We start from the raw sequence: 25,522 nt of genomic DNA on the forward strand, positions 1-25,522 counted from the left end.
CCTGAGGACGATCTTGCCGTGGGTGTGGCGGCGTTCGAGCTCGGTGTAGGCCTCTCGGACCTGCGCCAGCGGGTAGACGTTCGCGATGGGCACCTCAAGATGTCCGTCGGCGATCAGGCCGGCCAGTTCGGCGAGCACCTCGGCGCCGGGCCCGGCTGCGCTCCCCCCGTCGGTCTTCACCCCGTACTTCGCCGCGGCCGCGAAATCGGCGATGGTATCGATCCGCTCGGCCGCGACACCGAGGGCGAGGGCCAACTCGACGTACCCCTGGCCGAAGGTGTCGACGAAGGCGTCGACGCCGCTCGGCGCGGCGGCCCTGATCCGGTCCGCGACTCCGTCACCGTAGGCGACCGGGATCACGCCGTGGCTCTTCAGCCACTCGTGGTTGCCCTGACCGGCCAGGCCGATGACCGTGGCCCCGGTCCGGCGCGCGATCTGAACGGCCAGCGAGCCGACGCCCCCGGCGGCTCCGGAGATGACGACGGTCTCGCCCTCCTCGGGCCGAACGGCGTGCACCGCCCCCCACGCGGTCACGCCGACGACGTACAGGCTGCCGGCCACCTCCCATGAGACCTTCTCCGGCTTGCGCGTGAGGTCGCCGGCCTCGACCAGGACCAGCTCGGCCTGGGAGGCCCGCTTGTTGCTGAACCCGATCACCTCGTCGCCGGGCGAGAATCCGCCGACCCCGGTGCCGACCTCCTCGATGACCCCGGCGAGGTCGCTGCCCTGCCCGGACGGGAACGTCGACGGGAATATCCGCGCCACCGCTCCGGTGCGGATGGCCGCCTCGCTGGGGTTGATGCCGGCCGCCTTGACCCGCACGAGGACCTGTCCGTCCGCGGGCACCGGGCGTTCCACGTCGTCGACCCGCAACACGTCGATTCCGCCGAACTCGTCGTACCTGACCGCCTTTGGCATGATCTCCGCATCTCCATTCGACTGGCACCCGCCCGGCAGCACCCCAGGCGGTCTCGTCCTGCCACGCCCGGGTCTCCGCCGCTCCCATTCGTTGCCATGTAAACAAACCAGTTTCACCCTAGGAGGCAAAGGGTTACATGTCAACAAACCCGGATGGCCCTGCGGGCGGCGCGCGACTTCGGGCCGACCGAGGCGGCCTGCGTGATCCTGTCGAGGTTGTCCGGAAGCCCGGAGTACCGGCCGCGGGCCCGCGACATGGCAGTCGGCGGCGCCGGGGCTCGGATATCGGCAGCCGCATGCCCATGCACGTCGGGGCACGCGATCAGGACCCCGTTCCGGCCACCGGGGCCGTCCCGGCCGTTGCCGTCGCCGCCGCGTGTTCCGGCCCGGTCCGGCCTCAGTTCAATGCATCAGTGGCTTCGCCGCGTCCCAGGCAGGCCGATTCGAGCGAATCCCCCTCCGCGCAGCGCTCAGCACCAGCCGCTGCCGCTACCGCTACCGCTACCGCTACCGCTACCGCGCCGACACCGTCAGCCCGCGCCGGGGCGTTCAGCGTTCCCGGGCAGGGCCGAGCTGTAGTGACTGTCGATCGTCTCGGCGCCGGAGCAGTGCTGCGCGCTGTAGTGGGCGTCGATCGCCTCGGCGATGCCGGTGAGGGCGTCGAGTTGTTCCCGGGAGAGCACATCGGCGAAGCAGTGGCGGATTCCCTCCACCCAAGCCGGCCAGGCGGCCTGGAACGCGACCCGGCCCGCATCGGTCAGCACGACGTCGTAGCCACGGGCGTCACCCTCACTCGGTGCGCGCGTGACCGTGCCGCGAGCCTCCATCCGAGAGACCTGGCGCGAGAGACGGCTGCGTTCCCAGTGCAGCGCGACCGCCATGTCGCGGGCGCGCAGCCTGTACTCCGGAGTTCTGGACAACCTCAACAGGATCACGAAGTCCGCCTCGGTCAGCCCGAAGTCGCGCGCCAACCGCCGGGCGAGCACCTCGTTGACCTCGATGCGCATGCGTTGGAACGCGATCCAGGCCCGGGTCTCCCGCTCGTCCAGCCGCTCCTGATCCATACGGCCGAGCCTACCCGGGGCGCCGACACGTACCGCCGGCCGATGCCGCTCCCACCTGCCCTCTCCCACTTTCGTTGACATGTAACTCACCGCCGAAATAGCCTGGACTTGTTTACATGGAAACAAAAATCGCGCAAGCGCATGCCCCGGTATCGCGAACAACAGGAGTTCGACATGAGCGACGCGCTCGACCGGAACGCGAGGACCATCGCGGAGTTCCGAGCGAACGAGGGCAAGGTCGGCGGGGTTTTCGAGGGCGCTCCGATCGTCCTGTTGCACCACCACGGCCGCAGGAGCGGGCGAGAGTACGTCAGCCCGGTGATGTACCTTCCGCACGAGACCGAGCCGGGCATCATCTACGTCTTCGCGACCAGGGGCGGAGCACCCGCCAACCCGGACTGGTACTACAACTTGGCTGCCGCCGGTGGCGGCACTGTCGAACGCGGAACCGAGACATACCGGGTGACGGTCCGCGAATTGCCCGGCGCTGAACGCGACCGCGTCTACGCCGAGCAAGCGCGGCGCTACCCGGGCTTCGCCGAGTACGCACGCCGAACCGCGGGAGTCCGCACCATCCCTGTTCTCGAACTTGACCGGGCGTGACCCAGAACCTGAGGACAAGACCGCTCCGCCGACGCGCGTGCACCGAGCGAACACCCGGCTCCCACAGCAGCCTCTCGGGCGTGGTCCGCACGGCCTGTGCCGTGGGGAACGTGCTCATGACCAGCTCTCCTTCGGCTTGCTCACGCGGTGACCTCGGCGACGTAGGGGCGGTTCTCCTACGTGGGCCGCGGACGATGCGCGGCAGGCCCGGGTGTCCGCTCGTAGTGACTCGCCCTCGTATCGCTGGGACACTGACCGAAGATCCAGAAATACTCGACCGCGCATGTCCCCCGGTACATTGAAGCCCCCGAGCACAGCCGCCGCCGAAGTCCCACGCATCAGCCGGCCAATGGCGTAAGGATACGAGAGCCACGTGGCACGCAAGAAGGAGTCGCTCCCGCAGAACGGCGGTCCAGGCCGGCTGAACGTGGCGGCAGATGACCACGGGCGCGCATGGGCCAACTGCCGTGCAACAAATACTGACCTGGGATAACACCAGCTCGCAGGGGAGCTGGTGAAGTGAGGGGCGAGCCGTGTTCTACTACCTGCTCAAGTACGTACTGCTGGGGCCGCTGCTGAGAGTGGTGTTCCGGCCGCGGATCGAGGGCCTGGAACATGTGCCGCCGTCGGGACCGGCCATCGTCGCCGGCAACCATCTCTCCTTCGCCGACCACTTCCTGATGCCGGCCGTCCTCAAACGGCGCATCACCTTCCTGGCCAAGGCCGAGTACTTCACGGGGCCCGGGGTGAAGGGCCGGCTGACCGCCTTCTTCTTCCGCAGCGCCGGGCAGATCCCCGTGGACCGCTCCGGCAAGGAGGCGGGCCAGGCCGCGATCCGGGAAGGGCTCGGGGTCCTGAGCAAGGGCGAGTTGCTCGGCATCTATCCGGAGGGCACACGCTCACACGACGGCCGCCTGTACAAGGGCAAGGTCGGGGTCGCCGTGATGGCGCTGCGGGCCGGTGTCCCGGTGATCCCCTGCGCGATGATCGGCACGTTCGAGGCACAGCCGCCCGGCAAGGTCATCCCGAACATCCACCCCGTCGTGATCCGCTTCGGCAAGCCCCTCGAGTTCTCCCGCTACGCCGGGATGGAGCACGAGAAGGCCGTCCTGCGTGCCATCACCGACGAGATCATGTACGCCATCCTGACCCTGTCCGAGCAGGAGTACGTCGACGAGTACGCGGCCGTCGTCAAGGCCGGGCAGGCGGCGGCGAAGGGCGAGAAGGAGCGCAAGTTCCCGCGTGCGCCGCTCAGTTGAGGCCGTACGGGCGTTGAGGTCCCCCAGGTGGGGCGAGGGGCGGCCGGAGTTTTCCGGCCGCCCCTCGCCGTCGTACGGGAGCGTTACGGCTGCGGGGTGGCGTGCGGGCCGCAGGTGACGTCCGCGCTGTCCAGCTGGCCGGTGAGCAGGTAGGTGTCGACGCGGCTGTTGATGCACGGGTTGACCAGGCCGGTCACGCCGTGCGAACCGGCGCCCTGCTCGGTGATGAGACGGGAGCCCTTGAAGCGCTGGTGCAGTTCGACGGCGCCGGGGTACGGGGTGGCGGCGTCACGCGTGGACTGCACGATCAGCACCGGCGGCAGACCCTTGTGGGTCTTGACGTTCACCGGGGTCTGCTGCTTGACCGGCCAGGTGGCGCACGGCAGGTTCAGCCATGCGTTGGCCCAGGTCATGAACGGGTACTGCGTGTTGAGCTCGGTGTTGTCGCGGTCCCACTTCTTCCAGCTGGTGGGCCACTTGGCGTCGGTGCACTCGACGGCGGTGTAGACGGCGTTGCCGTTCTCCGAGGTGATGTTGCCGGCGGTGTCGGTCAGGTCCGGGGCGGCCGCGTCGACCAGGGCCTGGGTGTCACCGGCGAAGTACTTGCTGAACACCGTGGCGACCGGGACCCACGAGGAGTCGTAGTACGGCGCGCTCTGGAAGAAGCCGATCAGCTCGGCCGGTCCGACGACCCCGCCGATCGGGTTCGCCTTGGCGGTGGCACGCAGCCGGAGCCACTTCGCCTGGACGGCGTCCCGCGTGGTCCCCAGGTGGAAGGCGGAGTCGTGCGCGGCGACCCAGTCCTCCCAGTCCTTCCAGCGGCCCTCGAAGGCGACGTCCTGGTCCAGGTTGGCCTGGTACCAGATGTTCTTCCGCGACGGGTTGACGACGCTGTCGACGATCATCCGGCGGACGTGCCCCGGGAACAGCGTCCCGTACACCGCGCCGAGGTAGGTGCCGTAGGAGACACCGAGGTAGTTGAGCTTCTTCTCGCCGAGCGCGGCCCGGATGACGTCCAGGTCGCGGGCGGTGTTCGCGGTGGTCATCTGCTGGAGCATCGCGCGGCCGGTGCGCTCGGCGCAGCCGTCCGCGTACTGCTCGGCGAGCTTGCGCTGCGCGGTCTTGTCGGCCTCGGTGTCCGGCACCGGGTCGGCCTTGGGGGCCTTCACGAACTCCTGCGGGTCCTCGCAGGAGATGGGCGCCGAGTGGCCGACACCGCGCGGGTCGAAGCCCACGAAGTCGTACGCCTTGGAGGCGTTGACCCACAGGGGGTTCTTGTTGGTGACCCGCAGCGGGAAGCGCATCCCCGAGCCGCCGGGGCCGCCGGGGTTGTAGACGAGCGCGCCCTGGCGCTCGGCCGACGTCCCCGTGCTGCCTATTCGGTCGACGGCGAGCCTGATCTGCTTGCCGTAGGGGTTCGTGTAGTCGAGCGGCACGCTGACCCAACCGCACTGGACGGGCTTGGTCAGAGCCCAGTCGGCCGGGCAGTCGGCCCAGTCGATCCCGGCCTTCGCGGCCCGTTCGGCCGCGATCGCCGCGCCCTGCTGTGCGCGGTCCTGGCCGCCGTGCCGGGCCTCGGCGCCGGCGGCGGGTGCCGCGAGCGCTCCGGTGATCAGGCTGGCCGTGACGAGCGCTCCGGCCGAGCCGAGCGCCAGCACCCGGCTCCTCGATCTGAAGTTGTCCCTCAAGTGGGCCCCTCCCCGTACATGGTTACGAATGGTCAGGGGGGATCCTTCCGGCTGTGAGGTCCCTGAGGACAGGGCCTGACAGGCGTCTTTACCAATCCGATAACCGGACTCCCGCGTCCCGCTGAGCGGATCACCCGCCCAACTGGGCCAACGCCTCGTCCAGTACCCGGCGCAGGCGCAGCGCATCGCCCGCCACCGCACTCACCAACACGGCGGGCCCGGCGAGCGGAGTGAGCGCGGCGCACTCCCCCAGCATCCGCGCCGCCATCGGCTCCACCGCGAACTCCGGCCGCACGACGACGAGTTGCCCCACCGCGCGATGTCCCGCCAGCACCGCGGGCCCGTCCCAGCCGCCGAGTGCCCCGGGCCCGCAGGCCAGTTCCTGATCCAGTACGGCTCTTCCCGCCACGCGCACGGTGAGCCGGCTGCCGAGCCGGCCGGGCTCCTCCCCGACCCGCCCGAGCACCTGCTCCTCCCGCAGCACGAGCCGCCCCCGGGCCCCGACGTCGACACGCGTGGAGACGCGCAGATCACTCCCCCTGGCCGAGATCAACTGCTCGGGCAGCCACCGCAGTTCACCGCCGTCGGCGACATCGAGCCGGACGTCGTACCGGGCCTCCTCCTTCCCCTGCCCCGGCAGGGCGATGGTCGCGGCGGCCGACCCGACACCGAGCCGGGCCCCGTCCTCGACCCGGGCCTCGATCCCGAACCGGTCCCCGCCGAGCGGCCCGCTCATCGCCCCGACGACCATCACCCGCGCCTCGGCCCCGCTCCCCCGGGTGCGCCGCAGCGCGAGCGGCCCCTCGCCCTCCAGCACCGGGAGCGAGGTGCCGCCCCGCCCGTCGTCCCGGGCGACGATCCGAGCGGTCGCGTGTACCCCGGTGAGCGTCATGCGGTCCATGCGGCGAGCCGCTCCCGCACCCACGCGGCCACGTCCGTGACGCCGGTCTCGCTACGCAACGACTGGAAGACGACCGGCAGTTCGGCCCGCTGCGCCTTGGCGTCGGCGGCCATCCGCGCCAGATCCGACCCGACGTAGGGGGCGAGGTCGGTCTTGTTGACGACGAGCAGGTCGGCGGTGGTGACCCCCGGGCCGCCCTTCCGCGGGATGTCGTCGCCTCCCGCCACGTCGATCACGAAGATCTGCGCGTCCACGAGCCCCTTGGAGAAGGTGGCGGTGAGATTGTCCCCGCCGGACTCGACGAGGATGAGGTCCAGTGGCCCGACCTCGTCCTCCAGGTCCTCCACGGCTTCCAGATTGGCCGAGATGTCGTCCCGGATCGCGGTGTGCGGACAGGCCCCCGTCTCCACGGCGGTGATCCGCTCCGGCGGCAACACGGCCTCCCTGAGCAGGAATTCGGCGTCCTCGCGGGTGTAGATGTCATTGGTGACGACGGCGAGGGACAGCTTGTCGCGCAGGGCCCGGCACAGGGCGGCGACGGTGGCGGTCTTACCGGACCCGACAGGACCGCCGAGCCCGATACGGAGGGCGCGGCGGGACCCGTCGGCCCGGTGGGCGTCGGCACTGAGGGCGACGGGACCGTGATGGTGGTCGCGGTCGAGATGCATGTACGGCTCCTTAGTAATACTTGGCCTTCCGATCGGCCTGTCCTGCAACTCCCAGCCCGTCCGGCGTTTGAGGACGAGGCCGTTCAGGCCGAAGCGGGGGTCCGGGGGCGGCAGCCCCCGGGACGGGACGGGCAGGGGCGGCGGGGGCGCTGCATCCGGCAGCGGCTCCGCCCCGGGCCCCCTACGACGCGAACAACCGCACCGCCCACCCCGCATGCCACTCCGCCCCGATCTCCATCAACGGCGCCGAAGCCGCAGGCAACGCATCGACCCCCGCCCCCGCGACCACCTCCCGCGCCGCCTCCACCGCCCGGTCGGCCACCCGGTCCACCTCCGTCGTCAACCGGGCGAGCACCCCCGTCGCCTCGAACGGATCCAGACTCAGCAACCGCACCACCGCCGTGGCCGGCCCGCTCACGCACTCGTACGCCGCGCAGTAGGCCGCGTCCTGCGCCGAGAGCCCCGCCGCCCTGGCCACCACCCCCAACACCACCGGCTGATGGGCCCCCTTGGGGAACTCCCGTGCCAGGGCGTCGAGTTCGGCCGTCGGCCAGGCCACCCGCGCGGCCCGCAGCAGCTGCCGTCCGAGCCTGCGCGCCGCACCCCGCAGCGCGGCCGACGGCGTCCGCGCATCGGCCGCCGAGTCCAGCTCCCGTACCTCCGCGCCGAGTACCGCAGCCGCGGCGAACGCCGCGGCCACCAGCCCGGCCGTGTGCAGCCGCCCCCGGCAGTACTCCTCCAGGCTCGCGGTCCCCGTGATCCGCCCGGCCTTGACGGCCGCCTCCGCCCCGCCGGAGTGCGCATGCCCTCCGGCGGGGAAGCGGCCGTCGGCCAGCACCAACAACGCTGCCCGGGACATCACAGACCTCGGCTCTCAGAACAGGAAGTAGCGCTGGGCCATGGGCAGTTCCGCGGCAGGTGTCGCCTCGACCAGTTCCCCGTCGATGTACACGGCGAAGCTGTCGGGATCGACCCGGACGCCGGGACGCGCGTCGTTCTCCCGCATGTCCGCCTTGGTCACCCCACGGGTCGACTCGATGGCGACGAACCGCTTCCCGAGCTGCAGCCGCTCCGGCAGCCCGTCCTCGATCGCCAACGGGGCGACGAAGTTGAAGGAGTTGGCGGCCGGTGCCCGCCCGATCGCCCCGTACATCGGGCGCGGCAGGATCGGCTGGGGCGTCGGGATCGACGCGTTGGCGTCGCCCATCTGGGCGTAGGCGATCTGCCCGCCCTTGAGGACGAGGTGCGGCTTGACCCCGAAGAACGCGGGCTCCCAGAGCACGAGGTCGGCGAGCTTCCCGGTCTCCACCGAGCCGATCTCCCTGGCCAGCCCCTGCGCGAGGGCCGGGTTGATCGTGTACTTGGCGACGTACCGCCGTACCCGGTGGTTGTCGGCCCGCCCGTCGCCCGGCAGCGCGCCCCGGCGCCGCTTCATCACGTGCGCGGTCTGCCAGGTCCGCAGGATCACCTCGCCCACGCGGCCCATGGCCTGTGCGTCGGAGGAGATGATGGAGATCGCGCCGAGGTCGTGGAGTATGTCCTCCGCGCCGATGGTCGACGGCCGGATCCGCGACTCGGCGAAGGCCAGGTCCTCGGGCACCGCCGGGTTGAGGTGGTGGCACACCATCAGCATGTCGAGGTGTTCCTCGGCGGTGTTCACCGTGTACGGCCGGGTCGGGTTCGTCGAACTCGGCAGCACATGCGGTTCGGAGACGACGGTCATGATGTCGGGGGCGTGCCCGCCGCCCGCGCCCTCGGTGTGGTACGCGTGGATCCCCCGCCCGCCGATCGCGGCGAGGGTGTCCGCGACGAATCCCGCTTCGTTCAGCGTGTCCGTGTGGATGGCGACCTGGATGCCCGTCCGGTCGGCGACGGTCAGGGAGGCGTCGATGACGGCCGGGGTGGAGCCCCAGTCCTCGTGCAGCTTCAGGCCCAGTGCCCCGCCCCGGATCTGGGAGAGCATGGCCTCGTGCGAGACGGTGTTGCCCTTGCCGAGGAAGCCGATGTTGAGGGGGTACTGCTCCATCGCCTCCAGCATCCGGGCGAGGTGCCAGGGGCCGGGGGTGACGGTGGTCGCCTTGGACCCCTCGGCGGGGCCGGTGCCGCCGCCCACCAGCGTGGTGATGCCCGCCGTCAGCGCCTCGTCGGCGATCTGCGGGCAGATGAAGTGGACGTGCGCGTCGACGCCGCCCGCGGTGAGGATGCGCCCGTTGCCGGCGATGACCTCGGTCTCGGGGCCGATCACCAGATCGGGGTGGACGCCGTCCATGGTGTCGGGGTTGCCGGCCTTGCCGATGCCGGTGATCCGGCCGTCGCGGATGCCGATGTCGGCCTTGACGACGCCCCAGTGGTCGATGATCACGGCACCCGTGATGACCGTGTCGGGGGTGCCGTCTGCGCGCGTAGCGCGCGACTGGCCCATGGACTCGCGGATGACCTTGCCGCCGCCGAAGACCGCCTCGTCCCCGGCGAGTCCGGGCCCGCCGGAGCGGTCCTCCTCGATCTCGACGATCAGGTCGGTGTCGGCGAGCCGGATCCGGTCACCGGTGGTCGGCCCGAACAGGTCGGCGTAGGCGGCGCGGGAGATCTCAGGCATCGAGGGCACCTCCGGTCTCGCCGCGCAGCCCGGGGACCACACGGGCGCCGGTGAGCGGGACGAGTTCGACGTCGACGGGGATGCCGGGCTCGAAGCGGACGGCGGTGCCGGCGGCGACGTTCAGCCGCTTGCCGCGCGCCGCGTCCCGGTCGAACTCCAGTCCGGGGTTGGCCTCGGCGAAGTGGTAGTGGGAGCCGACCTGGACGGGCCGGTCGGCGGCGTTGAGGACGGTCATCCGGGTGACCTCGCGGCCCGCATTGAATACGACGGGCTCATCGGCGAAGAGAATCTCTCCGGGAATCATCGGCGGCCCCCTCAGACGATCGGGTCGTGGACGGTGACGAGCTTGGTGCCGTCCGGGAAGGTCGCCTCGACCTGGACGTCGTGGATCATCTCGGGGATGCCCTCCATGACGTCGTCCCTGGTGAGCAGCTTGCGCCCGGAGGCCATGAGTTCGGCGACGGTACGGCCGTCACGGGCCCCTTCGAGGATGTGCGACGTGATGAGGGCGACCGCCTCGGGGTGGTTCAGGCGGAGCCCGCGGGCCCGGCGCTTCTCGGCGACGTCGGCGGCCACATGGATCAGCAGCCTCTCTTGCTCGTGCGGGGTCAGTTGCACGTCCCACCTCACAGTCCTCGCTCCGGACCGTGCGGGGTCCGGTTGCCGCAGCCACCCGTCCGGACACAAAACCGCTGGTGGCGTGGATGGGCAGGCTAGTTCGCCGGAGTTTCAACGACGTTAACCGGGCCGTGGTCGCGCCGAGCGGCCGCTGGAACGGCGTTCAGCGCACCGCGCGGACCACCAGATCCGCCAGCTGCCGGCCCGCCGCCTCGTCGAGGGGTGCGTGGTCGAGGAGCAGGCGGTACCAGAGCACGCCGTAGACGACGTCGGTGAGCAGTTCGGGGTCCAGGCCGGCGGCGATCTCGCCGCGCGCCTTGGCCCGTTCGAGGAGTTCGCCGAGGGCGGCGCGGCGGCTGAACAGGAACCGTTCCCGGAACGCCACCGCGAAGACCGGGTCGAGCAGGGCCTGGGCCATCAGCCCGATCAGGACCGGCCGCCGGCCGCGCTGCCGGAACGTGGCGGTCAGGAAAGCCGTGAGGTCGGCGGGGAGCGACCCCTCGTCCGGGACGGCGATCTCGGTCTCCGCCAGGTCGAGCATGGCGTCGAGCACGACGTCGGCCTTGGACGGCCACCAGCGGTAGATCGTCTGCTTGCCCACGCCCGCGCGGGCGGCGATGCCCTCGATGGTCAGCCCGGCATAGCCGTGCTCCTGCAAGCCGTCCATGGCCGCAGCGAGGATCGCGCGCCGCGACTCCTCGCTGCGCGGCCGGCCCTGCCGTCGCTCACTCGTCATGGAACCCACTTTACAAGACGCCACGTCTCGATAATCTAATAACGAGACGTGGCGTTCCGAAAAGAGGTCGAGCATGCGCGTTGTGATCATGGGTGGGACTTCCGGCATCGGTCTGGCCACCGCCCGGAGGCTGGCGGACGACGGCGCCGAGGTGATCGTCACCGGGCGCAATCCGGAGAGGCTGGCCGCCGTCAAAGAGGTCGTGGCGGCGGAACAGGTGGACAGCACGTCGGAGGAGGCGGTCGCGGCGTTCTTCGACCGGACCGGGCCCTTCGACCATCTGGTGCTCGCGTTCAGCCCGGGGGCGGCGGGCCTCGGCCCGCTGGCGGACATCGGGCTCGCGGACGTCAGGGCGGCGTTCGACGGGAAGCTCTTCCCCTACCTGTTCGCCGTCCAGCGCGCACGGGTGACCGGCTCGATCACGCTGGTCTCGGCCTCCACGGCGCGCTCGGCGCTGGCCGGGACGGTGGCCCTGGCGGCGGTCAACGGTGCGATAGAGCGGATGGTTTCACCACTGGCGGCCGAGCTCGCGCCCGTTCGGGTGAACGCGGTGTCGCCGGGCGCCGTCGACACGCCCTGGTGGGACTTCCTGCCCCGGGAGCAGCGGCAGGCGCAGTTCGCGGCGGCCGCGGAGACGGTGCCGGCCGGACGGGTGGGGCGCCCCGAGGATGTCGCCGCCGCCATCCGCTATCTCGTGGACGCCACCTACGTGACCGGCTCGGTCCTGCCGGTCGACGGAGGATTCACCGTCGCCTGACGACGTCCCGTGACACCCGATCGGCCCTCCTCCGGACGCTCCGGGGGAGGGCCGACGTCATGCCGGCGGTCAGGAGCCCGCAGCCCCCCGGTGCTCCGCCGCGATGCCGAAGCGGCCGCGTTCGGGGCGTGCGGCGGCGGCGGGCTCGCGGACCGCGGAGACCGCGCTGACCACGTGGTCCACGTGCTCCTCGGCGGGTTCCGGGAGCCCTTCGAGGCGTTCGAGGTCGGCGGCGGAGACGAGGGCGACCAGGGGCTTGCCGTGGCGCGTCACGACGACGCGCTCACCGCCGTACACCACCCGGTTGATCAGTTCGGCGAGCTCAGCCCTGGCTTGGGTCACCGGAATCTCGTAGGCCATGAACCCAGCTTAAGGGGCACCCCGGACAACGCCTCGTGTTCGGCGACAGCGGAATCCCTGTCCCAGCGTATGTACGTCCTGTACATTTTTTACAGAGAGCTCGGCCGTCGAGACGCCCAGCCACGAGGAGGGGTACGCCATGACCCGACCGTCCGCCCGCTATGTTCTGCCCGAGTTCACGGAACGCACGGCCACGGGGCAGCGCACCCTGGATCCGTACTCGAAGCTCCTGGAGGAGCGGATCGTCTTTCTCGGCACGCCCGTCGACGAGACCTCGGCCAACGACGTGATGGCGCAGTTCATGCATCTGGAGCACGCGGCTCCGGAGCGGGACATCTCGCTGTACATCAACTCCCCGGGCGGGTCGTTCAGCGCGATGGCCGCGATCTACGACACGGTCCAGTACGTGAGCTGTGACGTGGAGACGATCTGCCTCGGGCAGGCCGGGGCCTCGGCGGCGGTACTGCTCGCGGCCGGCACACCGGGCAAGCGGTCCGTGCTGCCCGGCGCACGCATCGTGCTCCAGCAGCCGTCGCTGCCGGAGCCGGTGCAGGGCCAGCCGAGTGATCTGATCATCCGGGCCGAGGAGTTGGACCGGGTCCGGACACTGCTCGAAGGGATGCTCGCCCGGCACACCGGGCGCACCCCGGAGCAGGTGCACCGGGATCTGGAGCGGGACCTGGTCCTGGACGCGCAAGAAGCACTGGCCTACGGGCTGGTGGACCGGGTCGTGCCCAGCCGCCGGGCCTCGCTCGGTCTGCCGGACGCGGGGTGAGCCGCCGATGCTGCCGCCGGAACTCCCGCCGCTGCCCGCACTGACCCGCGCCGAGGGCGAGCTGATCGACCGTTACCTGGACGTGGTGGACCTGCTGGGCCGGATCAATCCGGCGCAGAACGAGGACACCTACCGCGGGCTGCGCGCCGCGCAGGCGCTGGTGCGCGCGGCGTCCGAGCTGCGCGACGCGCTGGCCCTGATGCATCGCCGGGGCGAGACGGAGCTTCACGGGGACACGCTGGCACGGGCGTTGCGGGTGCTCGACGGTGAGCGCCGGACCGCTCGCGTCGCACTCCCGCCGGACTGCGTACGGTGACACCCGGCGGACTCCGGTCCCGTGCGTCGACGGCGCGACCGGGCCCGAGTCGAAACGATCCAAAGGAGTTACCGCCGTTCGGCGGAGTGTGGCGTGGTTTTACCTTCCCGCACAGGCCGCTCAACCCGCCCGTGCGGGGGTGCCCTTGAGCGGCTTCCGCGCAGGTCCGGGGCTACGCAGGGCAGTTGACGGAGAATCGAACACAGAGTTGTCCACCCGAACGGGTGGGTGGTGAGTAACCCCACAAATCCCCGATTCCGTTGGGATTTTCGGACACGAGTGAGTGAAGATCCCTGTCTGACGACAAGCCCCCGCCACAGCGGCGGGGCGGTCCGGGCGGACGCCGAGTCCTGCCGCCGCCCGGATTGACCCGTCGACAGAAGTGCATCGGCAGGAGTGGAGGACCCAAGCACGACGGGTCGCCGGAACGGTCACACCACGACCGGACCGAGCAGCCCTTGGGGTGAAGCCGTGGCAACACGGCCGGGCAACTTCGCCAGCCCGAATCCGACAGGTCATCCTTCACAGGCGGCTGACGAAGGGTTGCGCATGAATGCGCTCAATCGTGTTCCGTCGCTGATGGCCCGGGCCGGCACGGCCTCGGCGCTGACCATCGCCGCCGTGGGCGGCTCGATCGTGATCCCGGGTGTCGCCTCCGACGCCTCGGCCGCCACGATGGCGACGAAGGCACTTCAGGTCGCCGCCTCGAAGAAGGGCGCGCCCTACAGGTGGGGCGCCACCGGGCCGAACAGGTTCGACTGCTCCGGGCTCACGCTGTACTCGTTCAAGAAGGCCGGCAAGAGCCTGCCCCGTACGGCGGCCCAGCAGTACAACAAGACCCGTCACATCTCGGCCGGCAACCGCAAGGCCGGGGACCTGGTCTTCTTCCACTCGGGATCCAGCGTGTACCACGTCGGCATCTACGCCGGGAAGGGAAAGATCTGGCACGCCCCGAAGACCGGGGACGTGGTGAGGCTCCAGAAGATCTGGACCCGGAGCGTCTGGTACGGCCGGGTCAGCTGACCCGCTCCAGCGACCGGCCGGCAGGGGTCCAGGGCTAGGGCCTGTCCGGCGGGCCAAGCCGCAGAAAATCGGCGGCGGCTATCAGTGCCGGTGAGCGGGGTGTGGTGCGTGCAGCTGCAAGGCGGAGGAGGGAGTCGACACGGTGGGGGCACCTCCCGGCCGAAGGCTGGGGGATGTCGGCGACCGACGACAACGCGGCTGGGGGTACCCCCCTCTGGGGGAGTGCGTGGCACACTCCGCGTCTGCGGCTGGGTCCGCTGGACAGGCCCTAAGGCTCCTGCTGGCCGGCCGCGGTGACGGTCGGGGTCGGGACCGTCCAGGGAAGTTCGATGGAGACGGTCTTGCCACCCTCCCGGGTGGGGCGCACCCTGAGCTTGCCGCCGCACTCGGCGGTCAGCCAGCGGATGATGACCATGCCGCGCCCGTTGTCCTGCTGGACCGCGGCGGGAAGTCTCTTGGGGAAGCGCGGATGACTGTCCGTGACGCCGATGCGCAGCTGTTCGTCACGGTCGAGCACGAGGTCCACCGTGAAGGTGGGTGACTGCCCGAAGGTGTGCTGCACGGCGTTGGTGGCGAGTTCGGAGACGATGAGCCGGATGGTGTCCGCGGTCTCCGTCTCCGGTGGCAGTCCCCACTCCGCGAGGATGTCCAGCACATAGGAGCGGGCCGTGGAGACCGAGGCGGGATCGCTCGGCAGGGTGACGGATGCTTCCAGGTGGTCTGCCATGGCGACGTCGTCCCTTTCCTCGGGACCGGAGTCCGACACAGTGCGGATGGTTCGAGTACGGTCCCGGACTGGTGCTTCTTCGCCAGACTGCCATTACCGGGCCGGTCAGGGGAGCGATCCACCAAGATATGCATATATCTGTCGCTCGAAGCGGTGAACTCTGCTACCTCAGACCGTATTTGGGCGGCTCGGAAGGAGTAAGGAGTAGCCCATGCAGAACGGTCCCGCGGTACGCCGCCGGAAACTGGGCGCCGAACTGCGCACACTGCGCACCGGCGCCGGCCTCACGAGCGGTGAGGCCGCCCGTCTGGTGGGCTGGCATCAGTCGAAAGTGAGCCGGATCGAGACCGGCGCCAGCGGTGTGAAACCGGCCGATGTGCGGTTACTCCTGGACGCCTACGGTGTGGTCGAGGGGCAACTGCGCGAGTTGCTCCTGGTGTTGGCGGGGTCGGAGGACACGGCGGGACGGCACCACTGGTGGCACGCCTACCGCGGGGTACTGCCGCCCGCCTACCGGGATTTCATCAGCCTGGAGTCGCAGGCCAGCGCCATGCGCACACTGGAGACCTCGGTCGTGCCGGGGCTGCTGCAGACCCCGGAGTACGCGCGTGCGGTGACCCGGGCCGCCGTGGACGGGCGGGACGACGAGGCCCTGGACGCCCTGGTGGAGGTGCGTCTGGCCAGGCAGGACGTGCTGCACAACGATCCGCCGCTGGAGCTGAGCGCGGTCCTGGACGAGGCGGTACTGCGCCGGGAGGTGGGCGGTCCCGGTGTGATGGCGCGGCAGCTGGCGCGGCTGATGGAGGCCGCCCGGTTGCCCCAAGTACGGCTCCAGGTGCTGCCGTTCGCGGCCGGGGCGCATGTCGGCATCACCGGACCTTTCGTAATCTTCTCATTTCCGAGCACTTCTGATCTGGACGTGGTTGTTATCGACCAGCTGACGAGTAGCCTCTACCTGGAGCGGAAAGAAGACCTCCAGGCCTACACAGAGGCCTTCGACACGCTTCGGATCCACGCCCTTTCGCCCGAGGACTCGCTGGATTACATCGCCGTGATAGCTGACGGCACGTAAGGAGGCACCATGACCGCACTGCCTCGGAACGTACCTTCAAGTGCTGATCTGCACGGATTGCGGTGGCTGCGCAGCAGCTACAGCACCGGAGCGAACAACTGTGTGGAGACGGCACGGCCGCGCTCCGGCCCGTCGGCCGGACTGCTCGCCGTGCGCGACTCCAAGGCTCCGGCCGGACCCGCCCTGCTCTTCTCCCCCGAGAGCTGGACGGGTTTCGTGACCGCGCTCGCCGACTGATCAGCCCAAGAAGAGTCTGATCAGATTCGAACGAAATCGATCAGAATGAAACTGATCAGACGCCAAGCCGTTCCATGACCGACTCCGTATCCGCTTGCGAGCCAGGCCCGGCCGTGTCACGCCGACTCATGGTCGTGTCTCGCCGATCACACGTACAGCGCGTTCGATCTCGGCCCCGGAGAGGTCCGCACGGGCGGTCAGCCTGAGCCGTGAGATGCCGTCCGGCACCGACGGCGGACGGAAACAGCCCACGGTCAGGCCTGCCGTCCGGCAGTCGGCCGCCCACTGCACGGCCTGCTCCGGGGACGGGGCCCGCACGGAGACCACCGCGGCGTCCGGACGCACCGCTTCCAGACCCGCGGCGGTCAGCCGTGCGTGCAGTTCCGCGGCCACCTCGCGGGCCCGGGCCGCGCGCCCGGGCTCACGGCGCAGCAGCCGCAGGGCCGCCAGCGCCGCGCCCGCCGCGGCCGGGGCCAGGCCGGTGTCGAAGATGAAGGTCCGGGCCGCGTTGACCAGATGGTCGATCACCCGGGCCGGGCCCAGCACCACCCCGCCCTGGCTGCCCAGCGACTTCGACAGGGTCGCCGTGACCACCACGTCGTCGGCCCCGGAGAGCCCGGCCGCGTACGGCGCGCCCCGCCCGCCGTCCCCGAGGACCCCGAGCCCGTGCGCGTCGTCGACCAGCAGCCCGGCGCCGTGCTCCCGGCACGCCTCGGCCAGCGCGGCCAGCGGTGCCGCGTCCCCGTCGACCGAGAACACCGTGTCGGAGACGGCCACCGCGGGCCCCTCGTGGGTCCCGAGCGCCTTGCGCACGGCGTCCGGGTCGGCGTGCCCGACGACCTGGGTGGTGCCCCGGGCCAGCCGGCAGCCGTCGATCAGGGAGGCGTGGTTGAGCGCGTCGGAGACGATCAGGGAGCCGTGCGGGCCGAGCACGGTGACGGCGGCCAGGTTGGCCGCGTAGCCGGAGGAGAAGACCAGGGCGGCCTCGAACCCGCAGAATCCGGCCAGCTCCCGCTCCAGTTCGGTGTGGAGTTCGGTGGTGCCGGTCACCAGCCGGGAGCCGGTGGAGCCGCCGCCCCAGGTCCGGGCCGCCGCGGCCGCGCCCTCGGCGACCTCCGGATGGCGGGCGAGGCCCAGGTAGTCGTTGCTCGCCAGGTCCAGCAGCGGCGAGTCGGCGGGGCGGGGGCGCAGGGTCCGTACGAGTCCGGCGCGGCGGCGCTGCTCCGCCTGATCGTCGATCCAGCCGAACGCCATGGCCCCTCCGGTGATTTTGTAGGCAGTGGACAGACCCTAGCGGGACCATCAGGCACCCACCGTGTGGCAATACCCACACGTTGAACTGACAGGGTTGTGCAAACTCTCCTTGGCCCGGAGCAGCCTCGTAGTACAGGATCGGCTCTCATGGACCTGCTGAACACGCTGGTGGACAAGGGGCTTCGGCGCGAGCTGCCGACCCGCGAGGAAGCGCTCGCCGTACTGGCGACCTCCGACGACGACGTGCTCGACGTGGTGGCCGCGGCCGGCAAGGTGCGCCGGCACTGGTTCGGACGGCGCGTGAAACTCAACTACCTGGTCAACCTCAAGTCGGGCCTGTGTCCGGAGGACTGCTCCTACTGCTCGCAGCGGCTCGGCTCCTCCACCGGGATCCTGAAGTACAGCTGGCTGAAGCCCGACGAGGCCTCGAAGGCGGCCGCCGCGGGCCTGGCCGGGGGCGCCAAGCGGGTCTGCCTGGTGGCCAGCGGACGCGGTCCGACCGACCGGGACGTGGACCGGGTCGCGGGCACCATCAAGGCCATCAAGGAGCAGAACGAGGGCGTCGAGGTGTGCGCCTGCCTCGGCCTGCTCTCCGACGGCCAGGCGGAGCGGCTGCGCGAGGCGGGTGCGGACGCCTACAACCACAACCTCAACATGTCCGAGGGAACGTACGGGGACATCACGACCACGCACACGTACGCCGACCGGGTGGACACGGTCAACAAGGCGCACGCGGCGGGGCTGTCGGCCTGCTCCGGCCTGATCGCCGGCATGGGCGAGACCGACGAGGACCTGGTCGACGTGGTCTTCTCGCTGCGCGAGCTGGACCCGGACTCCGTTCCGGTGAACTTCCTGATCCCGGTCGAGGGCACCCCGCTGGCCAAGGAGTGGAACCTCACCCCGCAGCGCTGCCTGCGCATCCTGGCGATGGTGCGGTTCGTCTGCCCCGACGTGGAGGTGCGGATCGCGGGCGGCCGCGAGGTCCATCTGCGCACCATGCAGCCGCTCGCGCTGCACCTGGCCAACTCGATCTTCCTCGGCGACTACCTGACCACCGAGGGCCAGGCCGGCCAGGCCGACCTGGAGATGATCGCGGACGCCGGGTTCGTGGTGGAGGGCGCCGACGAGGTGACGCTGCCGCAGCACCGGGCCGAGGTCCAGGGGGGCGGCTGCGGATCGCACGGGGCCGAGGGTGCCGGGTGCGGGTCGCACGGGGCGGAGGGCGCGGGCTGCGGGGCGCACGCGGGCGAGGGTGCCGGGTGCGGGTCGGTGTGCGGTTCCCACGAAGGTGCGGCCGAGGCGGTGACCGTCCCCGCCAACGAGCCGCGCACCGACCTGGTCGCCGTCCGCCGCCGGGGTGCCGGAACGGACCTCGCGCCCAATGCCTGACCTGAGCGTCCCGGAGCTGCTGGACCTCGACCGCCGGCACGTCTGGCATCCGTACGGTCCGATGCCCGGCCGGGCCGAGCCGCTCGTCGTGGAATCGGCGAGCGGGGTCCGGCTGCGGCTCGCGGACGGCTCGGGCGAGTTGGTCGACGGCATGTCGTCGTGGTGGTCGGCGATCCACGGCTACAACCACCCGGTGCTCAACGAGGCCGCGCACGACCAGCTCGGCCGGATGAGTCATGTGATGTTCGGCGGGCTCACCCACGAGCCCGCCGTCCGCCTGGCGAAGCTCCTCGTCGACATCACGCCCGCCGGCCTGGAGCATGTCTTCCTCGCCGACTCGGGGTCCGTGTCGGTCGAGGTCGCGGTGAAGATGTGCCTGCAGTACTGGCGCTCCCTCGGCCGCCCCGCCAAGCAGCGCCTGCTGACCTGGCGCGGCGGCTACCACGGGGACACCTGGCAGCCGATGTCGGTCTGCGACCCCGAGGGCGGGATGCACGAGCTCTGGTCCGGGGTGCTGCCCCGGCAGGTGTTCGCCGACGCGCCGCCGGCGGAGTACGAGGAGTCGTACGCCGGGCATCTGCGGTCGATGATCGAGCGGCACGCGCACGAGCTGGCCGCGGTGATCGTGGAGCCGGTGGTGCAGGGCGCCGGCGGGATGCGCTTCCACTCCCCCGCCTACCTGCGGGTGCTGCGCGAGGCCTGCGACGCGCACGACGTGCTGCTGGTGTTCGACGAGATCGCGACCGGCTTCGGGCGTACCGGCGCGCTGTTCGCGGCGGACCACGCGGCCGTCACCCCGGACGTGATGTGCGTGGGCAAGGCGCTGACCGGCGGCTATCTGACGATGGCGGCGACCCTGTGCACGCCCGGGGTGGCCGAGGGGATCTCGCGGGGCGAGGTGCCGGTGCTGGCCCACGGGCCGACGTTCATGGCCAACCCGCTCGCGGCCTCGGTGGCCTGCGCCTCGCTCGGGCTGCTGCTGGGCCAGGACTGGCTCGCGGAGGTCAAGCGGATCGAGGCGGGGCTGCGGGAGGGCCTGGCGCCCGCCCGGGAGATCCCCGGCGTGCGGGACGTGCGGATCCTCGGCGCCATCGGGGTCGTCCAGCTCGACCACGAAGTCGACATGAAGGCCGCGACGGCCGCCGCGGTGCGCCAGGGCGTGTGGCTGCGGCCGTTCCGCGACCTGGTGTACACGATGCCGCCGTACGTCACGGGTGACGCGGACGTGGCACGGATCGCGCGTGCGGTGTGCGCCGCCGCGCGGGAGGGATGAGCATGCCGATCCTGGTGATCACGGGGACGGGCACGGAGGTCGGCAAGACGGTCACCACGGCCGCGGTCGCCGCCGCCGCGGTCGCGGCGGGCCGTTCGGTGGCGGTCCTGAAAGCCGCGCAGACGGGGGTACGACCGGACGAGCGCGGGGACGCCGAGGAGGTCGCGCGGCTCGCGGGTGCCGTGACGGCGTCCGAAGTGGCCCGCTTCCCCGAGCCGTTGGCGCCGGGCACGGCGGCCCGCAGGGCGGGGATGGCCCCCGTGCATCCGCAGGACGTGGCGGAGGCCGCCGCGAAGCTGGCCACCGAGCACGAGCTGGTGCTGGTCGAGGGCGCGGGCGGCCTGCTCGTGCGGTTCGACGCGGCGGGCGGCACGCTGGCGGACGCGGCCCGACTGCTGAACGCGCCGGTGCTGGTGGTGGCGTCGGCCGGTCTTGGCACGCTGAACACGACCGAGCTGACGGCCCGTGAACTGCGGGCCCGGGAGCTGGAGTTGCTGGGTGTGGTGATCGGCAGCTGGCCCGGTTCCCCGGATCTGGCGTCGCGTTGCAATGTCGCTGACCTTCCGGAAGTGGCCGGGGCGCCGCTGCTGGGTGCGGTGCCGGCCGGGGCCGGGGCGCTGGCGCCCGCCGACTTCCGTGCGATGGCGCCGAGTTGGCTGTCGGCGCGGCTGGACGGGAGCTGGGACGCGGAGGCGTTTCGGGGGCGGGTAGCGCCTTAGGGGCAGGCCGCGTCGGTCGAGTGCGGCGCCATCGTGGCTGGTCGCGCAGTTCCCCGCGCCCCTGAAGGGGCGCTCCACCGGCGCCCCCGACCGACGGCCTGCTACGGCGACTCCCCAAGTAGCCGTACCAGTTCGATCCGGGATCGAATCCCCAACCGGCTGAAGACCCCCCGCAGATGGTGGTCGATGGTGCGGGGGCTGAGGTTGAGCCGGTCGGCGATCTCTCGGTTGGTGGCGCCCTCGGCCGCCATCCGGGCGACCATCAGCTGCTGGGCGGTGAGCACGGCGGCCGGGTCGGTCCCGGTGTGCGGGGTCAACGGGGTGCCCAGGGCGCGGAGTTCGGCGCGGGCCTGGGCGGCGCAGTGCGGGGCGCCGAAGGACTCGAAGGCCTCCAGGGCGCTGTGCAGCCGGTCACGGGCCTCGGTGCGCTGCCGCAGCCGGCGCAGCGCACCGCCGAACAGCAGCTCGGTGCGGGCGCGTTCGAAGTCCCGGGTGCCGCGGGCGTGCAGGTCAAGGGCGGCACGGTAGTGCTGGACCGCCTCGGCGCCGGGGGCGAGCAGGGCCCGGCAGCGGGCGCTGAGCGCGAGGTCGTCGGTGCTGCGGACGGCGGTGGCCCAGCGGTGGTAGTCGGCGTGCGCGGCGCGGGCGACCCGGGTGTCGCCGGTGCGGACCGCGGCCTCGACGTAGTGCGGGGTGGCCAGGTGCCGGATGGCCCGGTGGCCGTGTCCGGGACCGAACCCGGCGAGGGCGCGCAGCCGCGCGGCGGCCGCCGGGAAGCGGCCGTTGGTCAGGTCGAGGAAGGCGAGCGCCCACTGCGCGAGGGCGGCGGGCAGGCCCAGTCCGTGCGCCAGGGCGTGCGAGCGGGCGGCCGCAGCGCGCTCCCGGCAGGCCTGTTCGTCGCCGGTGACGGCGGCGAACATGGCGAGCGCGGCCTGGAGATGGCAGGCCCCGTTGTCCTGCCCGGTGGCGTGCGCCTGGCGCAGGGCCTCCTGGGCGGCGGCCTCGGCGGCCCGCGGGCGGCCGGTCCAGAAGTCGGCGTAGGCACGGAACTCCATGGCCTGCGCTTCCGTCCCGGGGATGCCGCGGGCCCGGGCGGAGGCGGCGGCCCGGAGGGTCGCGGTGACGGTCCGGGTGTGGTCGCCGAGCATCAGCGCGGCGATGCCGGAGTGGATCAGCGGACCGGGGGCGCCGCCGGGCCCGCAGCGGCCCGCGGTGGCCTTGAGGAGGACGCGGGCGTCGGCGTAGCGGCCTTCGACGGCGCAGGCGAGTGCGGCGAGGATGCCGGACGGCGGGAGGTCCAGCCACTGGGCGAGGACATGGGCCTCGCGGCAGCGTCTCAGGTCACCGGTGTAGACGGCGGCCTCGGTGGCGAGGGCGAGGAGTTCGACGGCGTCGGCGGAACGTTCCTGCCGTACGGCGGCGGTGAGCAGGGCGTCGAAGGCCTCGGCCGCGTTGCCGGCTCTGAGGGCGAGGACGCCGTTGAGGGCGGAGTTGTCGGTACGGGCGGCGAGCCGTCTGGCCCGGTCGGGCTCCCCGGAGCACCAGGCGTCGGCGGCGGCCCGGGCGAGCAGCCGGGCCTCCTCGGCCGGGTCGGGGCAGAGGTCGGCGGCGCGTTCGGCGAGGGCGCGGGCCAGGGCGGGCCGCCCTTCGGCGCGGGCCCGGTCGGCGGCGGTGCGCAATTCCGCCGCGAGCCGGGTGCTGGGGCCGAGCGCGGCGGCGCCCCGGTGCCAGGAGCGGCGGGTCGTCTCGTCCTTGCCGCCGAGCACCCGGGCGAGCAGCAGGTGGGCCTCGCGCCGGTCGGCCGGTGAGGCGGTCCCGTAGGCGGCGATCCGGGTCCAGGCGTCCCGGAAGAACACCCCGCCGGCACTGGCGTGGGCGACCCCGGCCGCCTCGGCCGCCTCCAGCGGGCGGGTGTCGAGCCGGCCGGCGGTGACCGCCCGCAGGAAGGCGTGGGTGGCCACCGGGTACTGGTCGGCGGCGGCGAGCAGCAACAGCAGCCGGGTCTCGTCGGGCAGGACACGGATCTCCCGGCGCAGGGCATGGAGCAACCCCGGCGCCAGTTCGGCCGGTTCGACCGGCAGCGGGTCGGCGCCGGCCGCCTGCCGTTCGGTGAGACGCGGCACGAGTTCGGCCACGGCGCGCTGATCTTCGTATACGACGCGGAGCACCCGGGCGCGGACGCCCTCGGGGAGTGCGGAAGCCGGGCACGGCCCCGCGTCGGTCGGCTGCGGTGGCGAAGTGCGGTCGAGAGGTGGGGGGTTCACCGGTATCACCACACCAAAGACGTTACTGGCGAGTTAGTTGACTCGTAAAGACTGGCGACTTCGCCGATGCGGCGCGCGTAGACCCGTCCCGACACTCCTGAACAACCCCACCCGTTTCAGGAGGCATCATGCAGCGCGCCAAGCGTCGCATCGCAACCGCTCTGTCGGCGATAGCCGGTTCGCTCCTTCTGTCCCTCCCCCTGACCGCCGGTACCGCGCACGCGGCGAGTCACGAACCGATCGTGTTCGTCCACGGTCTGAGCAGCGACTCCAGCAGCTGGAACACCTGGATCTCGGACTTCGAGGCGGACGGCTACTCGTCCTCCGAGCTGTACGCGATCTCGTACGACTGGACCAAGTCGAACGTCACCACCGCCTCGACGCTGTCCGCCTACATCCAGTCCGTCCTCTCCACGACCGGCGCCTCCAAGGTCGACCTGGTGGTCCACTCCATGGGCGCGCTCAACAGCCGCTACTACCTCAAGAACCTCGGCGGGACCTCGTACGTGGACCACTTCGTCTCGGTCGCCGGGGTGAACCACGGGACGAGCGTCGCCTCGCTGTGCGGGTGGCTGTACACGTCCTGCAAGGAGATGACGACCGGCAGCTCGTTCCTGACCGCCCTGAACTCCGGTGACGAGACGCCCGGCAGCGTCTCGTACGCGGCGTACTGGTCGGACTGCGACGCGGCGATCGACCCGGACACCTCGGCGGAGCTGAGCGGGGCGACCAACGTCGACGTCGGCTGCATCTCGCACACCGACATGAACGACAACTACGGGGTGTACGAACAGGTGCGCGACTTCATCTCGTAGGACCTACTGCGGGGGTGCGGCGGGCCCGTGCGGGGGACAATCACCGTAGGCCTGCTTCCGTAGGGAGGTCCGTCATGCGGCTGCTGTCCGCCGGCGCCGGGACACCGGTGCGGGATCCCGTCCACCACCCGCTGTTCGCCCGTTTCTACGCCCGTTGCAGCGTGACCGCCGAGACCGGACTCGGCATGGCCGCGATCCGGGAGCGGCTGCTCTCCGGGCTGTCCGGGCGCGTGATCGAGATCGGGGCCGGCAACGGGCTCAATTTCGCGCGGTATCCCGGTTCGGTCGCGGAGGTCGTCGCGATCGAACCGGAGCGCACGCTGCGGCAGTTGGCGGCGGAGGCCGCCGTCCGCGCCGATGTCCCGGTGGACGTGGTGCCGGGCGCGGCGGAGGCGCTGCCGGTGAAGAGCGAGGCCTTCGACGCGGCGGTGCTCTCGCTGGTGCTGTGCAGTGTCCGGGACGTGCGGCGGGCGCTCGCGGAGGTGCGGCGGGTCCTGCGGCCGGGCGGTGAGCTGCGGTTCTTCGAGCACGGCGCGGGCGGCGGCCCGGCGATGAGGCTCACCCAGCGGGCCCTGGACCGGACGGTGTGGCCGCTGCTGAGCGGCAACTGCCATCTGTCCCGGGACCCGGTCGCCGAGCTGCGCGCGGCCGGCTTCGAACTCGGGCCCTACCGCCGGGTGTTCCTGCCGGAGAACGGCCCGCGGCTGCCCTCCTCGTACTGCGCGCTGGGCGTCGCCCGCAGGCCCCCGGAAGCCTGAAAAGCCTGGTCACGGGCTCCGCCGGACCGCTCACAGGCTCCAGCGGCGCAGTTCCTCCGCGATGTCGGCAACGCCCGCCTGGCCGTTCTTGACCAGCCGGGCGAGGTCGCGGACCTGCTCGGGCGAGGTGGCGACCTTGAGGCCGCTGGCGACCAGGTAGGCGTAGGCGACCGAGGACGCGAACAGGGCGTTGGAGCGCTCAAGGGCCGGGACGTGGATCAGAAGCTGGAGCAGGGCGGCGGCCCGGGCGTGCGGGGTGTCGTAGACGGGGACGTCGAATATCTCGGCCTGATGCCTGGCGACGGCGGCGATCAGCGCACCCCAGTCGGTGACCTGCGGGTCACCCGGGGTCTTCTGTTCGGCGAGCATGAGAAGCCAGGCGAGGTCGATCGTCAGGTCGCTCAAGGGATCAGTGACGACCTTCGGTCTTGTCAGTGATGTCGACATCGCGCGTCTCGCCGAACTCCTCGGCGAAGACGGACTCGTACTGCTTCATGAAATCGGCGGCGGCCTCGACGAACGTACGGCCCGCTTCACCCGTGTCCTGCATGACCAGTTCCTCTATGTAGCGGTTGACGCTCACACCGCGCGCGAGAGCGCGTTCGCGGGCCGCCTTGGCGGTGCCCTCGTCCACGCGCACGTTCAGCTGGGTCTTCGCCATATCTCGAAGCTAGCGCGGATGCGCTAGCAATGCCAGCGCGCATCGGAATCGAAAAGTGATACCGGCTGTGG

Annotated in this window: 29 protein-coding genes and 1 riboswitch; of the genes, 13 read left to right on the forward strand and 16 right to left on the reverse strand. The window is 71.4% G+C overall.

Features of this window, described 5'->3' with window-relative positions; translation table 11 throughout:
* Both SSP29_RS57080 and SSP29_RS37825 read right to left on the reverse strand, forming a co-directional pair.
* Window positions 1-918, reverse strand: a 918-nt coding sequence (locus SSP29_RS57080; RefSeq protein ID WP_089105442.1) for an NADP-dependent oxidoreductase, incomplete at its 3' end; no start/stop codon positions are given.
* A 530-nt stretch (window positions 919-1,448) separates the two neighbouring features.
* Entirely contained in the window at window positions 1,449-1,982 is a 534-nt protein-coding gene (locus tag SSP29_RS37825; protein WP_167450092.1) for a MarR family winged helix-turn-helix transcriptional regulator, read from the reverse strand.
* Window positions 1,983-2,156: 174 nt separating this feature from the next.
* Here SSP29_RS37825 and SSP29_RS37830 point away from each other — a divergent pair, with 174 nt between their 5' ends.
* Both SSP29_RS37830 and SSP29_RS37835 read left to right on the forward strand, forming a co-directional pair.
* On the forward strand, window positions 2,157-2,585 hold the full coding sequence (locus SSP29_RS37830) for a nitroreductase family deazaflavin-dependent oxidoreductase (protein ID WP_089105444.1): 429 nt from the start codon (window positions 2,157-2,159) through the stop codon (window positions 2,583-2,585).
* Window positions 2,586-3,118: 533 nt separating this feature from the next.
* Window positions 3,119-3,844, forward strand: coding sequence for a lysophospholipid acyltransferase family protein (locus SSP29_RS37835; RefSeq protein WP_089105445.1), 726 nt, complete (start codon window positions 3,119-3,121; stop codon window positions 3,842-3,844).
* Window positions 3,845-3,927: 83 nt separating this feature from the next.
* On the opposite strand, the gene SSP29_RS37840 is transcribed toward SSP29_RS37835, so the two are convergent.
* From SSP29_RS37840 to SSP29_RS37875, 8 genes are all read right to left on the reverse strand, one after another.
* Window positions 3,928-5,532 carry an alpha/beta hydrolase gene (locus SSP29_RS37840; protein WP_174856041.1) on the reverse strand — a complete coding sequence of 535 codons (1,605 nt, stop codon included), beginning with the start codon at window positions 5,530-5,532 and terminating at the stop codon, window positions 3,928-3,930.
* 130 nt (window positions 5,533-5,662) lie between these two features.
* A complete protein-coding gene (locus SSP29_RS37845) occupies window positions 5,663-6,424 on the reverse strand; it encodes an urease accessory protein UreD (RefSeq protein ID WP_089105660.1) in 762 nt (253 codons plus the stop codon).
* Window positions 6,421-7,101, reverse strand: coding sequence for an urease accessory protein UreG (ureG, locus tag SSP29_RS37850; protein WP_089105446.1), 681 nt, complete (start codon window positions 7,099-7,101; stop codon window positions 6,421-6,423). The genes SSP29_RS37845 and ureG overlap by 4 nt, the downstream gene beginning before the upstream one ends.
* A gap of 181 nt (window positions 7,102-7,282) precedes the next feature.
* Complete coding sequence (locus SSP29_RS37855; protein WP_089105447.1) at window positions 7,283-7,960, reverse strand: urease accessory protein UreF; 678 nt, start codon at window positions 7,958-7,960, stop codon at window positions 7,283-7,285.
* 15 nt (window positions 7,961-7,975) lie between these two features.
* Window positions 7,976-9,697 (reverse strand): urease subunit alpha, encoded by a 1,722-nt coding sequence (locus SSP29_RS37860; RefSeq protein WP_089105448.1) that lies wholly within the window; start codon window positions 9,695-9,697, stop codon window positions 7,976-7,978.
* Window positions 9,690-10,001, reverse strand: a complete 312-nt coding sequence (locus SSP29_RS37865; protein WP_089105449.1) for an urease subunit beta — start codon at window positions 9,999-10,001, stop codon at window positions 9,690-9,692. The genes SSP29_RS37860 and SSP29_RS37865 overlap by 8 nt, the downstream gene beginning before the upstream one ends.
* 11 nt (window positions 10,002-10,012) lie before the next feature.
* On the reverse strand, window positions 10,013-10,315 hold the full coding sequence (locus SSP29_RS37870; protein WP_037782101.1) for an urease subunit gamma: 303 nt from the start codon (window positions 10,313-10,315) through the stop codon (window positions 10,013-10,015).
* A gap of 163 nt (window positions 10,316-10,478) precedes the next feature.
* Window positions 10,479-11,051 carry a TetR/AcrR family transcriptional regulator gene (locus SSP29_RS37875; protein ID WP_089105450.1) on the reverse strand — a complete coding sequence of 191 codons (573 nt, stop codon included), beginning with the start codon at window positions 11,049-11,051 and terminating at the stop codon, window positions 10,479-10,481.
* A gap of 73 nt (window positions 11,052-11,124) precedes the next feature.
* Here SSP29_RS37875 and SSP29_RS37880 point away from each other — a divergent pair, with 73 nt between their 5' ends.
* The gene (locus SSP29_RS37880; RefSeq protein WP_089105451.1) at window positions 11,125-11,808 is read left to right on the forward strand and encodes an SDR family oxidoreductase; all 684 of its coding nucleotides are present in this window, start codon (window positions 11,125-11,127) and stop codon (window positions 11,806-11,808) included.
* A gap of 69 nt (window positions 11,809-11,877) precedes the next feature.
* Here the strand turns inward: SSP29_RS37880 and SSP29_RS37885 are convergent, their stop codons facing one another.
* The gene (locus SSP29_RS37885) at window positions 11,878-12,168 is read right to left on the reverse strand and encodes a type II toxin-antitoxin system Phd/YefM family antitoxin (RefSeq protein ID WP_089105452.1); all 291 of its coding nucleotides are present in this window, start codon (window positions 12,166-12,168) and stop codon (window positions 11,878-11,880) included.
* A 139-nt stretch (window positions 12,169-12,307) separates the two neighbouring features.
* Between SSP29_RS37885 and SSP29_RS37890 the strand changes: the two genes are divergently transcribed.
* The 3 genes from SSP29_RS37890 (at window position 12,308) to SSP29_RS37900 (ending at window position 14,282) form a co-directional block, all read left to right on the forward strand.
* Window positions 12,308-12,943: an ATP-dependent Clp protease proteolytic subunit gene (locus SSP29_RS37890; protein WP_089105453.1), complete on the forward strand. Its 636-nt coding sequence runs from the start codon at window positions 12,308-12,310 to the stop codon at window positions 12,941-12,943.
* Between the two features lie 7 nt (window positions 12,944-12,950).
* Entirely contained in the window at window positions 12,951-13,259 is a 309-nt protein-coding gene (locus SSP29_RS37895; RefSeq protein ID WP_046730013.1) for a hypothetical protein, read from the forward strand.
* A 364-nt stretch (window positions 13,260-13,623) separates the two neighbouring features.
* A riboswitch (cyclic di-AMP (ydaO/yuaA leader) is annotated at window positions 13,624-13,805 on the forward strand.
* Between the two features lie 3 nt (window positions 13,806-13,808).
* Window positions 13,809-14,282 (forward strand): C40 family peptidase, encoded by a 474-nt coding sequence (locus tag SSP29_RS37900; RefSeq protein WP_089105454.1) that lies wholly within the window; start codon window positions 13,809-13,811, stop codon window positions 14,280-14,282.
* Window positions 14,283-14,550: 268 nt separating this feature from the next.
* Here SSP29_RS37900 and SSP29_RS37905 read toward each other — a convergent pair whose 3' ends face one another.
* A complete protein-coding gene (locus SSP29_RS37905) occupies window positions 14,551-15,009 on the reverse strand; it encodes an ATP-binding protein (protein WP_089105661.1) in 459 nt (152 codons plus the stop codon).
* 211 nt (window positions 15,010-15,220) lie between these two features.
* Here SSP29_RS37905 and SSP29_RS37910 point away from each other — a divergent pair, with 211 nt between their 5' ends.
* Window positions 15,221-16,081, forward strand: coding sequence for a helix-turn-helix domain-containing protein (locus SSP29_RS37910; protein WP_089105455.1), 861 nt, complete (start codon window positions 15,221-15,223; stop codon window positions 16,079-16,081).
* Between the two features lie 9 nt (window positions 16,082-16,090).
* Entirely contained in the window at window positions 16,091-16,318 is a 228-nt protein-coding gene (locus SSP29_RS37915; protein ID WP_089105456.1) for a DUF397 domain-containing protein, read from the forward strand.
* 126 nt (window positions 16,319-16,444) lie between these two features.
* Here SSP29_RS37915 and SSP29_RS37920 read toward each other — a convergent pair whose 3' ends face one another.
* Window positions 16,445-17,572 carry an 8-amino-7-oxononanoate synthase gene (locus SSP29_RS37920; protein ID WP_089105457.1) on the reverse strand — a complete coding sequence of 376 codons (1,128 nt, stop codon included), beginning with the start codon at window positions 17,570-17,572 and terminating at the stop codon, window positions 16,445-16,447.
* A 147-nt stretch (window positions 17,573-17,719) separates the two neighbouring features.
* Between SSP29_RS37920 and bioB the strand changes: the two genes are divergently transcribed.
* The 3 genes from bioB to bioD are packed head-to-tail and all read left to right on the forward strand — an operon-like array spanning window position 17,720 to window position 20,953.
* Entirely contained in the window at window positions 17,720-18,961 is a 1,242-nt protein-coding gene (gene bioB, locus SSP29_RS37925; protein ID WP_089105458.1) for a biotin synthase BioB, read from the forward strand.
* Window positions 18,954-20,234, forward strand: coding sequence for an adenosylmethionine--8-amino-7-oxononanoate transaminase (locus tag SSP29_RS37930; RefSeq protein ID WP_089105459.1), 1,281 nt, complete (start codon window positions 18,954-18,956; stop codon window positions 20,232-20,234). The genes bioB and SSP29_RS37930 overlap by 8 nt, the downstream gene beginning before the upstream one ends.
* A gap of 2 nt (window positions 20,235-20,236) precedes the next feature.
* Window positions 20,237-20,953 (forward strand): dethiobiotin synthase, encoded by a 717-nt coding sequence (bioD, locus tag SSP29_RS37935; RefSeq protein ID WP_089105460.1) that lies wholly within the window; start codon window positions 20,237-20,239, stop codon window positions 20,951-20,953.
* A 101-nt stretch (window positions 20,954-21,054) separates the two neighbouring features.
* On the opposite strand, the gene SSP29_RS37940 is transcribed toward bioD, so the two are convergent.
* Window positions 21,055-23,226 carry a helix-turn-helix transcriptional regulator gene (locus SSP29_RS37940; protein ID WP_245883474.1) on the reverse strand — a complete coding sequence of 724 codons (2,172 nt, stop codon included), beginning with the start codon at window positions 23,224-23,226 and terminating at the stop codon, window positions 21,055-21,057.
* Between the two features lie 119 nt (window positions 23,227-23,345).
* Here SSP29_RS37940 and SSP29_RS37945 point away from each other — a divergent pair, with 119 nt between their 5' ends.
* On the forward strand, window positions 23,346-24,032 hold the full coding sequence (locus SSP29_RS37945) for an esterase/lipase family protein (RefSeq protein WP_089105462.1): 687 nt from the start codon (window positions 23,346-23,348) through the stop codon (window positions 24,030-24,032).
* 74 nt (window positions 24,033-24,106) lie between these two features.
* The gene (locus SSP29_RS37950; RefSeq protein ID WP_089105463.1) at window positions 24,107-24,790 is read left to right on the forward strand and encodes a class I SAM-dependent methyltransferase; all 684 of its coding nucleotides are present in this window, start codon (window positions 24,107-24,109) and stop codon (window positions 24,788-24,790) included.
* Window positions 24,791-24,820: 30 nt separating this feature from the next.
* Here the strand turns inward: SSP29_RS37950 and SSP29_RS37955 are convergent, their stop codons facing one another.
* Both SSP29_RS37955 and SSP29_RS37960 read right to left on the reverse strand, forming a co-directional pair.
* Window positions 24,821-25,195: a fic family toxin-antitoxin system, toxin component gene (locus SSP29_RS37955; RefSeq protein WP_089105464.1), complete on the reverse strand. Its 375-nt coding sequence runs from the start codon at window positions 25,193-25,195 to the stop codon at window positions 24,821-24,823.
* A 4-nt stretch (window positions 25,196-25,199) separates the two neighbouring features.
* Entirely contained in the window at window positions 25,200-25,451 is a 252-nt protein-coding gene (locus tag SSP29_RS37960) for a toxin-antitoxin system HicB family antitoxin (RefSeq protein WP_089105465.1), read from the reverse strand.
* Window positions 25,452-25,522: the final 71 nt, after the last annotated feature.

Source organism: Streptomyces hyaluromycini (genome assembly GCF_002217755.1).
Classification (GTDB): domain Bacteria; phylum Actinomycetota; class Actinomycetes; order Streptomycetales; family Streptomycetaceae; genus Streptomyces; species Streptomyces hyaluromycini.

Coding starts and splice junctions, on each gene's coding strand:
- SSP29_RS37825 (WP_167450092.1), bottom strand. CDS start 1,982: ATGGATCAGGAGCGGCTGGACGAGCGGGAGACCCGGGCCTGGATCGCG.
- SSP29_RS37830 (WP_089105444.1), top strand. CDS start 2,157: ATGAGCGACGCGCTCGACCGGAACGCGAGGACCATCGCGGAGTTCCGA.
- SSP29_RS37845 (WP_089105660.1), bottom strand. CDS start 6,424: ATGACGCTCACCGGGGTACACGCGACCGCTCGGATCGTCGCCCGGGAC.
- ureG (WP_089105446.1), bottom strand. CDS start 7,101: ATGCATCTCGACCGCGACCACCATCACGGTCCCGTCGCCCTCAGTGCC.
- SSP29_RS37855 (WP_089105447.1), bottom strand. CDS start 7,960: ATGTCCCGGGCAGCGTTGTTGGTGCTGGCCGACGGCCGCTTCCCCGCC.
- SSP29_RS37860 (WP_089105448.1), bottom strand. CDS start 9,697: ATGCCTGAGATCTCCCGCGCCGCCTACGCCGACCTGTTCGGGCCGACC.
- SSP29_RS37865 (WP_089105449.1), bottom strand. CDS start 10,001: ATGATTCCCGGAGAGATTCTCTTCGCCGATGAGCCCGTCGTATTCAAT.
- SSP29_RS37875 (WP_089105450.1), bottom strand. CDS start 11,051: ATGACGAGTGAGCGACGGCAGGGCCGGCCGCGCAGCGAGGAGTCGCGG.
- SSP29_RS37880 (WP_089105451.1), top strand. CDS start 11,125: ATGCGCGTTGTGATCATGGGTGGGACTTCCGGCATCGGTCTGGCCACC.
- SSP29_RS37885 (WP_089105452.1), bottom strand. CDS start 12,168: ATGGCCTACGAGATTCCGGTGACCCAAGCCAGGGCTGAGCTCGCCGAA.
- SSP29_RS37890 (WP_089105453.1), top strand. CDS start 12,308: ATGACCCGACCGTCCGCCCGCTATGTTCTGCCCGAGTTCACGGAACGC.
- SSP29_RS37895 (WP_046730013.1), top strand. CDS start 12,951: ATGCTGCCGCCGGAACTCCCGCCGCTGCCCGCACTGACCCGCGCCGAG.
- SSP29_RS37900 (WP_089105454.1), top strand. CDS start 13,809: ATGAATGCGCTCAATCGTGTTCCGTCGCTGATGGCCCGGGCCGGCACG.
- SSP29_RS37905 (WP_089105661.1), bottom strand. CDS start 15,009: ATGGCAGACCACCTGGAAGCATCCGTCACCCTGCCGAGCGATCCCGCC.
- SSP29_RS37910 (WP_089105455.1), top strand. CDS start 15,221: ATGCAGAACGGTCCCGCGGTACGCCGCCGGAAACTGGGCGCCGAACTG.
- SSP29_RS37915 (WP_089105456.1), top strand. CDS start 16,091: ATGACCGCACTGCCTCGGAACGTACCTTCAAGTGCTGATCTGCACGGA.
- SSP29_RS37920 (WP_089105457.1), bottom strand. CDS start 17,572: ATGGCGTTCGGCTGGATCGACGATCAGGCGGAGCAGCGCCGCCGCGCC.
- bioB (WP_089105458.1), top strand. CDS start 17,720: ATGGACCTGCTGAACACGCTGGTGGACAAGGGGCTTCGGCGCGAGCTG.
- SSP29_RS37930 (WP_089105459.1), top strand. CDS start 18,954: ATGCCTGACCTGAGCGTCCCGGAGCTGCTGGACCTCGACCGCCGGCAC.
- bioD (WP_089105460.1), top strand. CDS start 20,237: ATGCCGATCCTGGTGATCACGGGGACGGGCACGGAGGTCGGCAAGACG.
- SSP29_RS37945 (WP_089105462.1), top strand. CDS start 23,346: ATGCAGCGCGCCAAGCGTCGCATCGCAACCGCTCTGTCGGCGATAGCC.
- SSP29_RS37950 (WP_089105463.1), top strand. CDS start 24,107: ATGCGGCTGCTGTCCGCCGGCGCCGGGACACCGGTGCGGGATCCCGTC.
- SSP29_RS37960 (WP_089105465.1), bottom strand. CDS start 25,451: ATGGCGAAGACCCAGCTGAACGTGCGCGTGGACGAGGGCACCGCCAAG.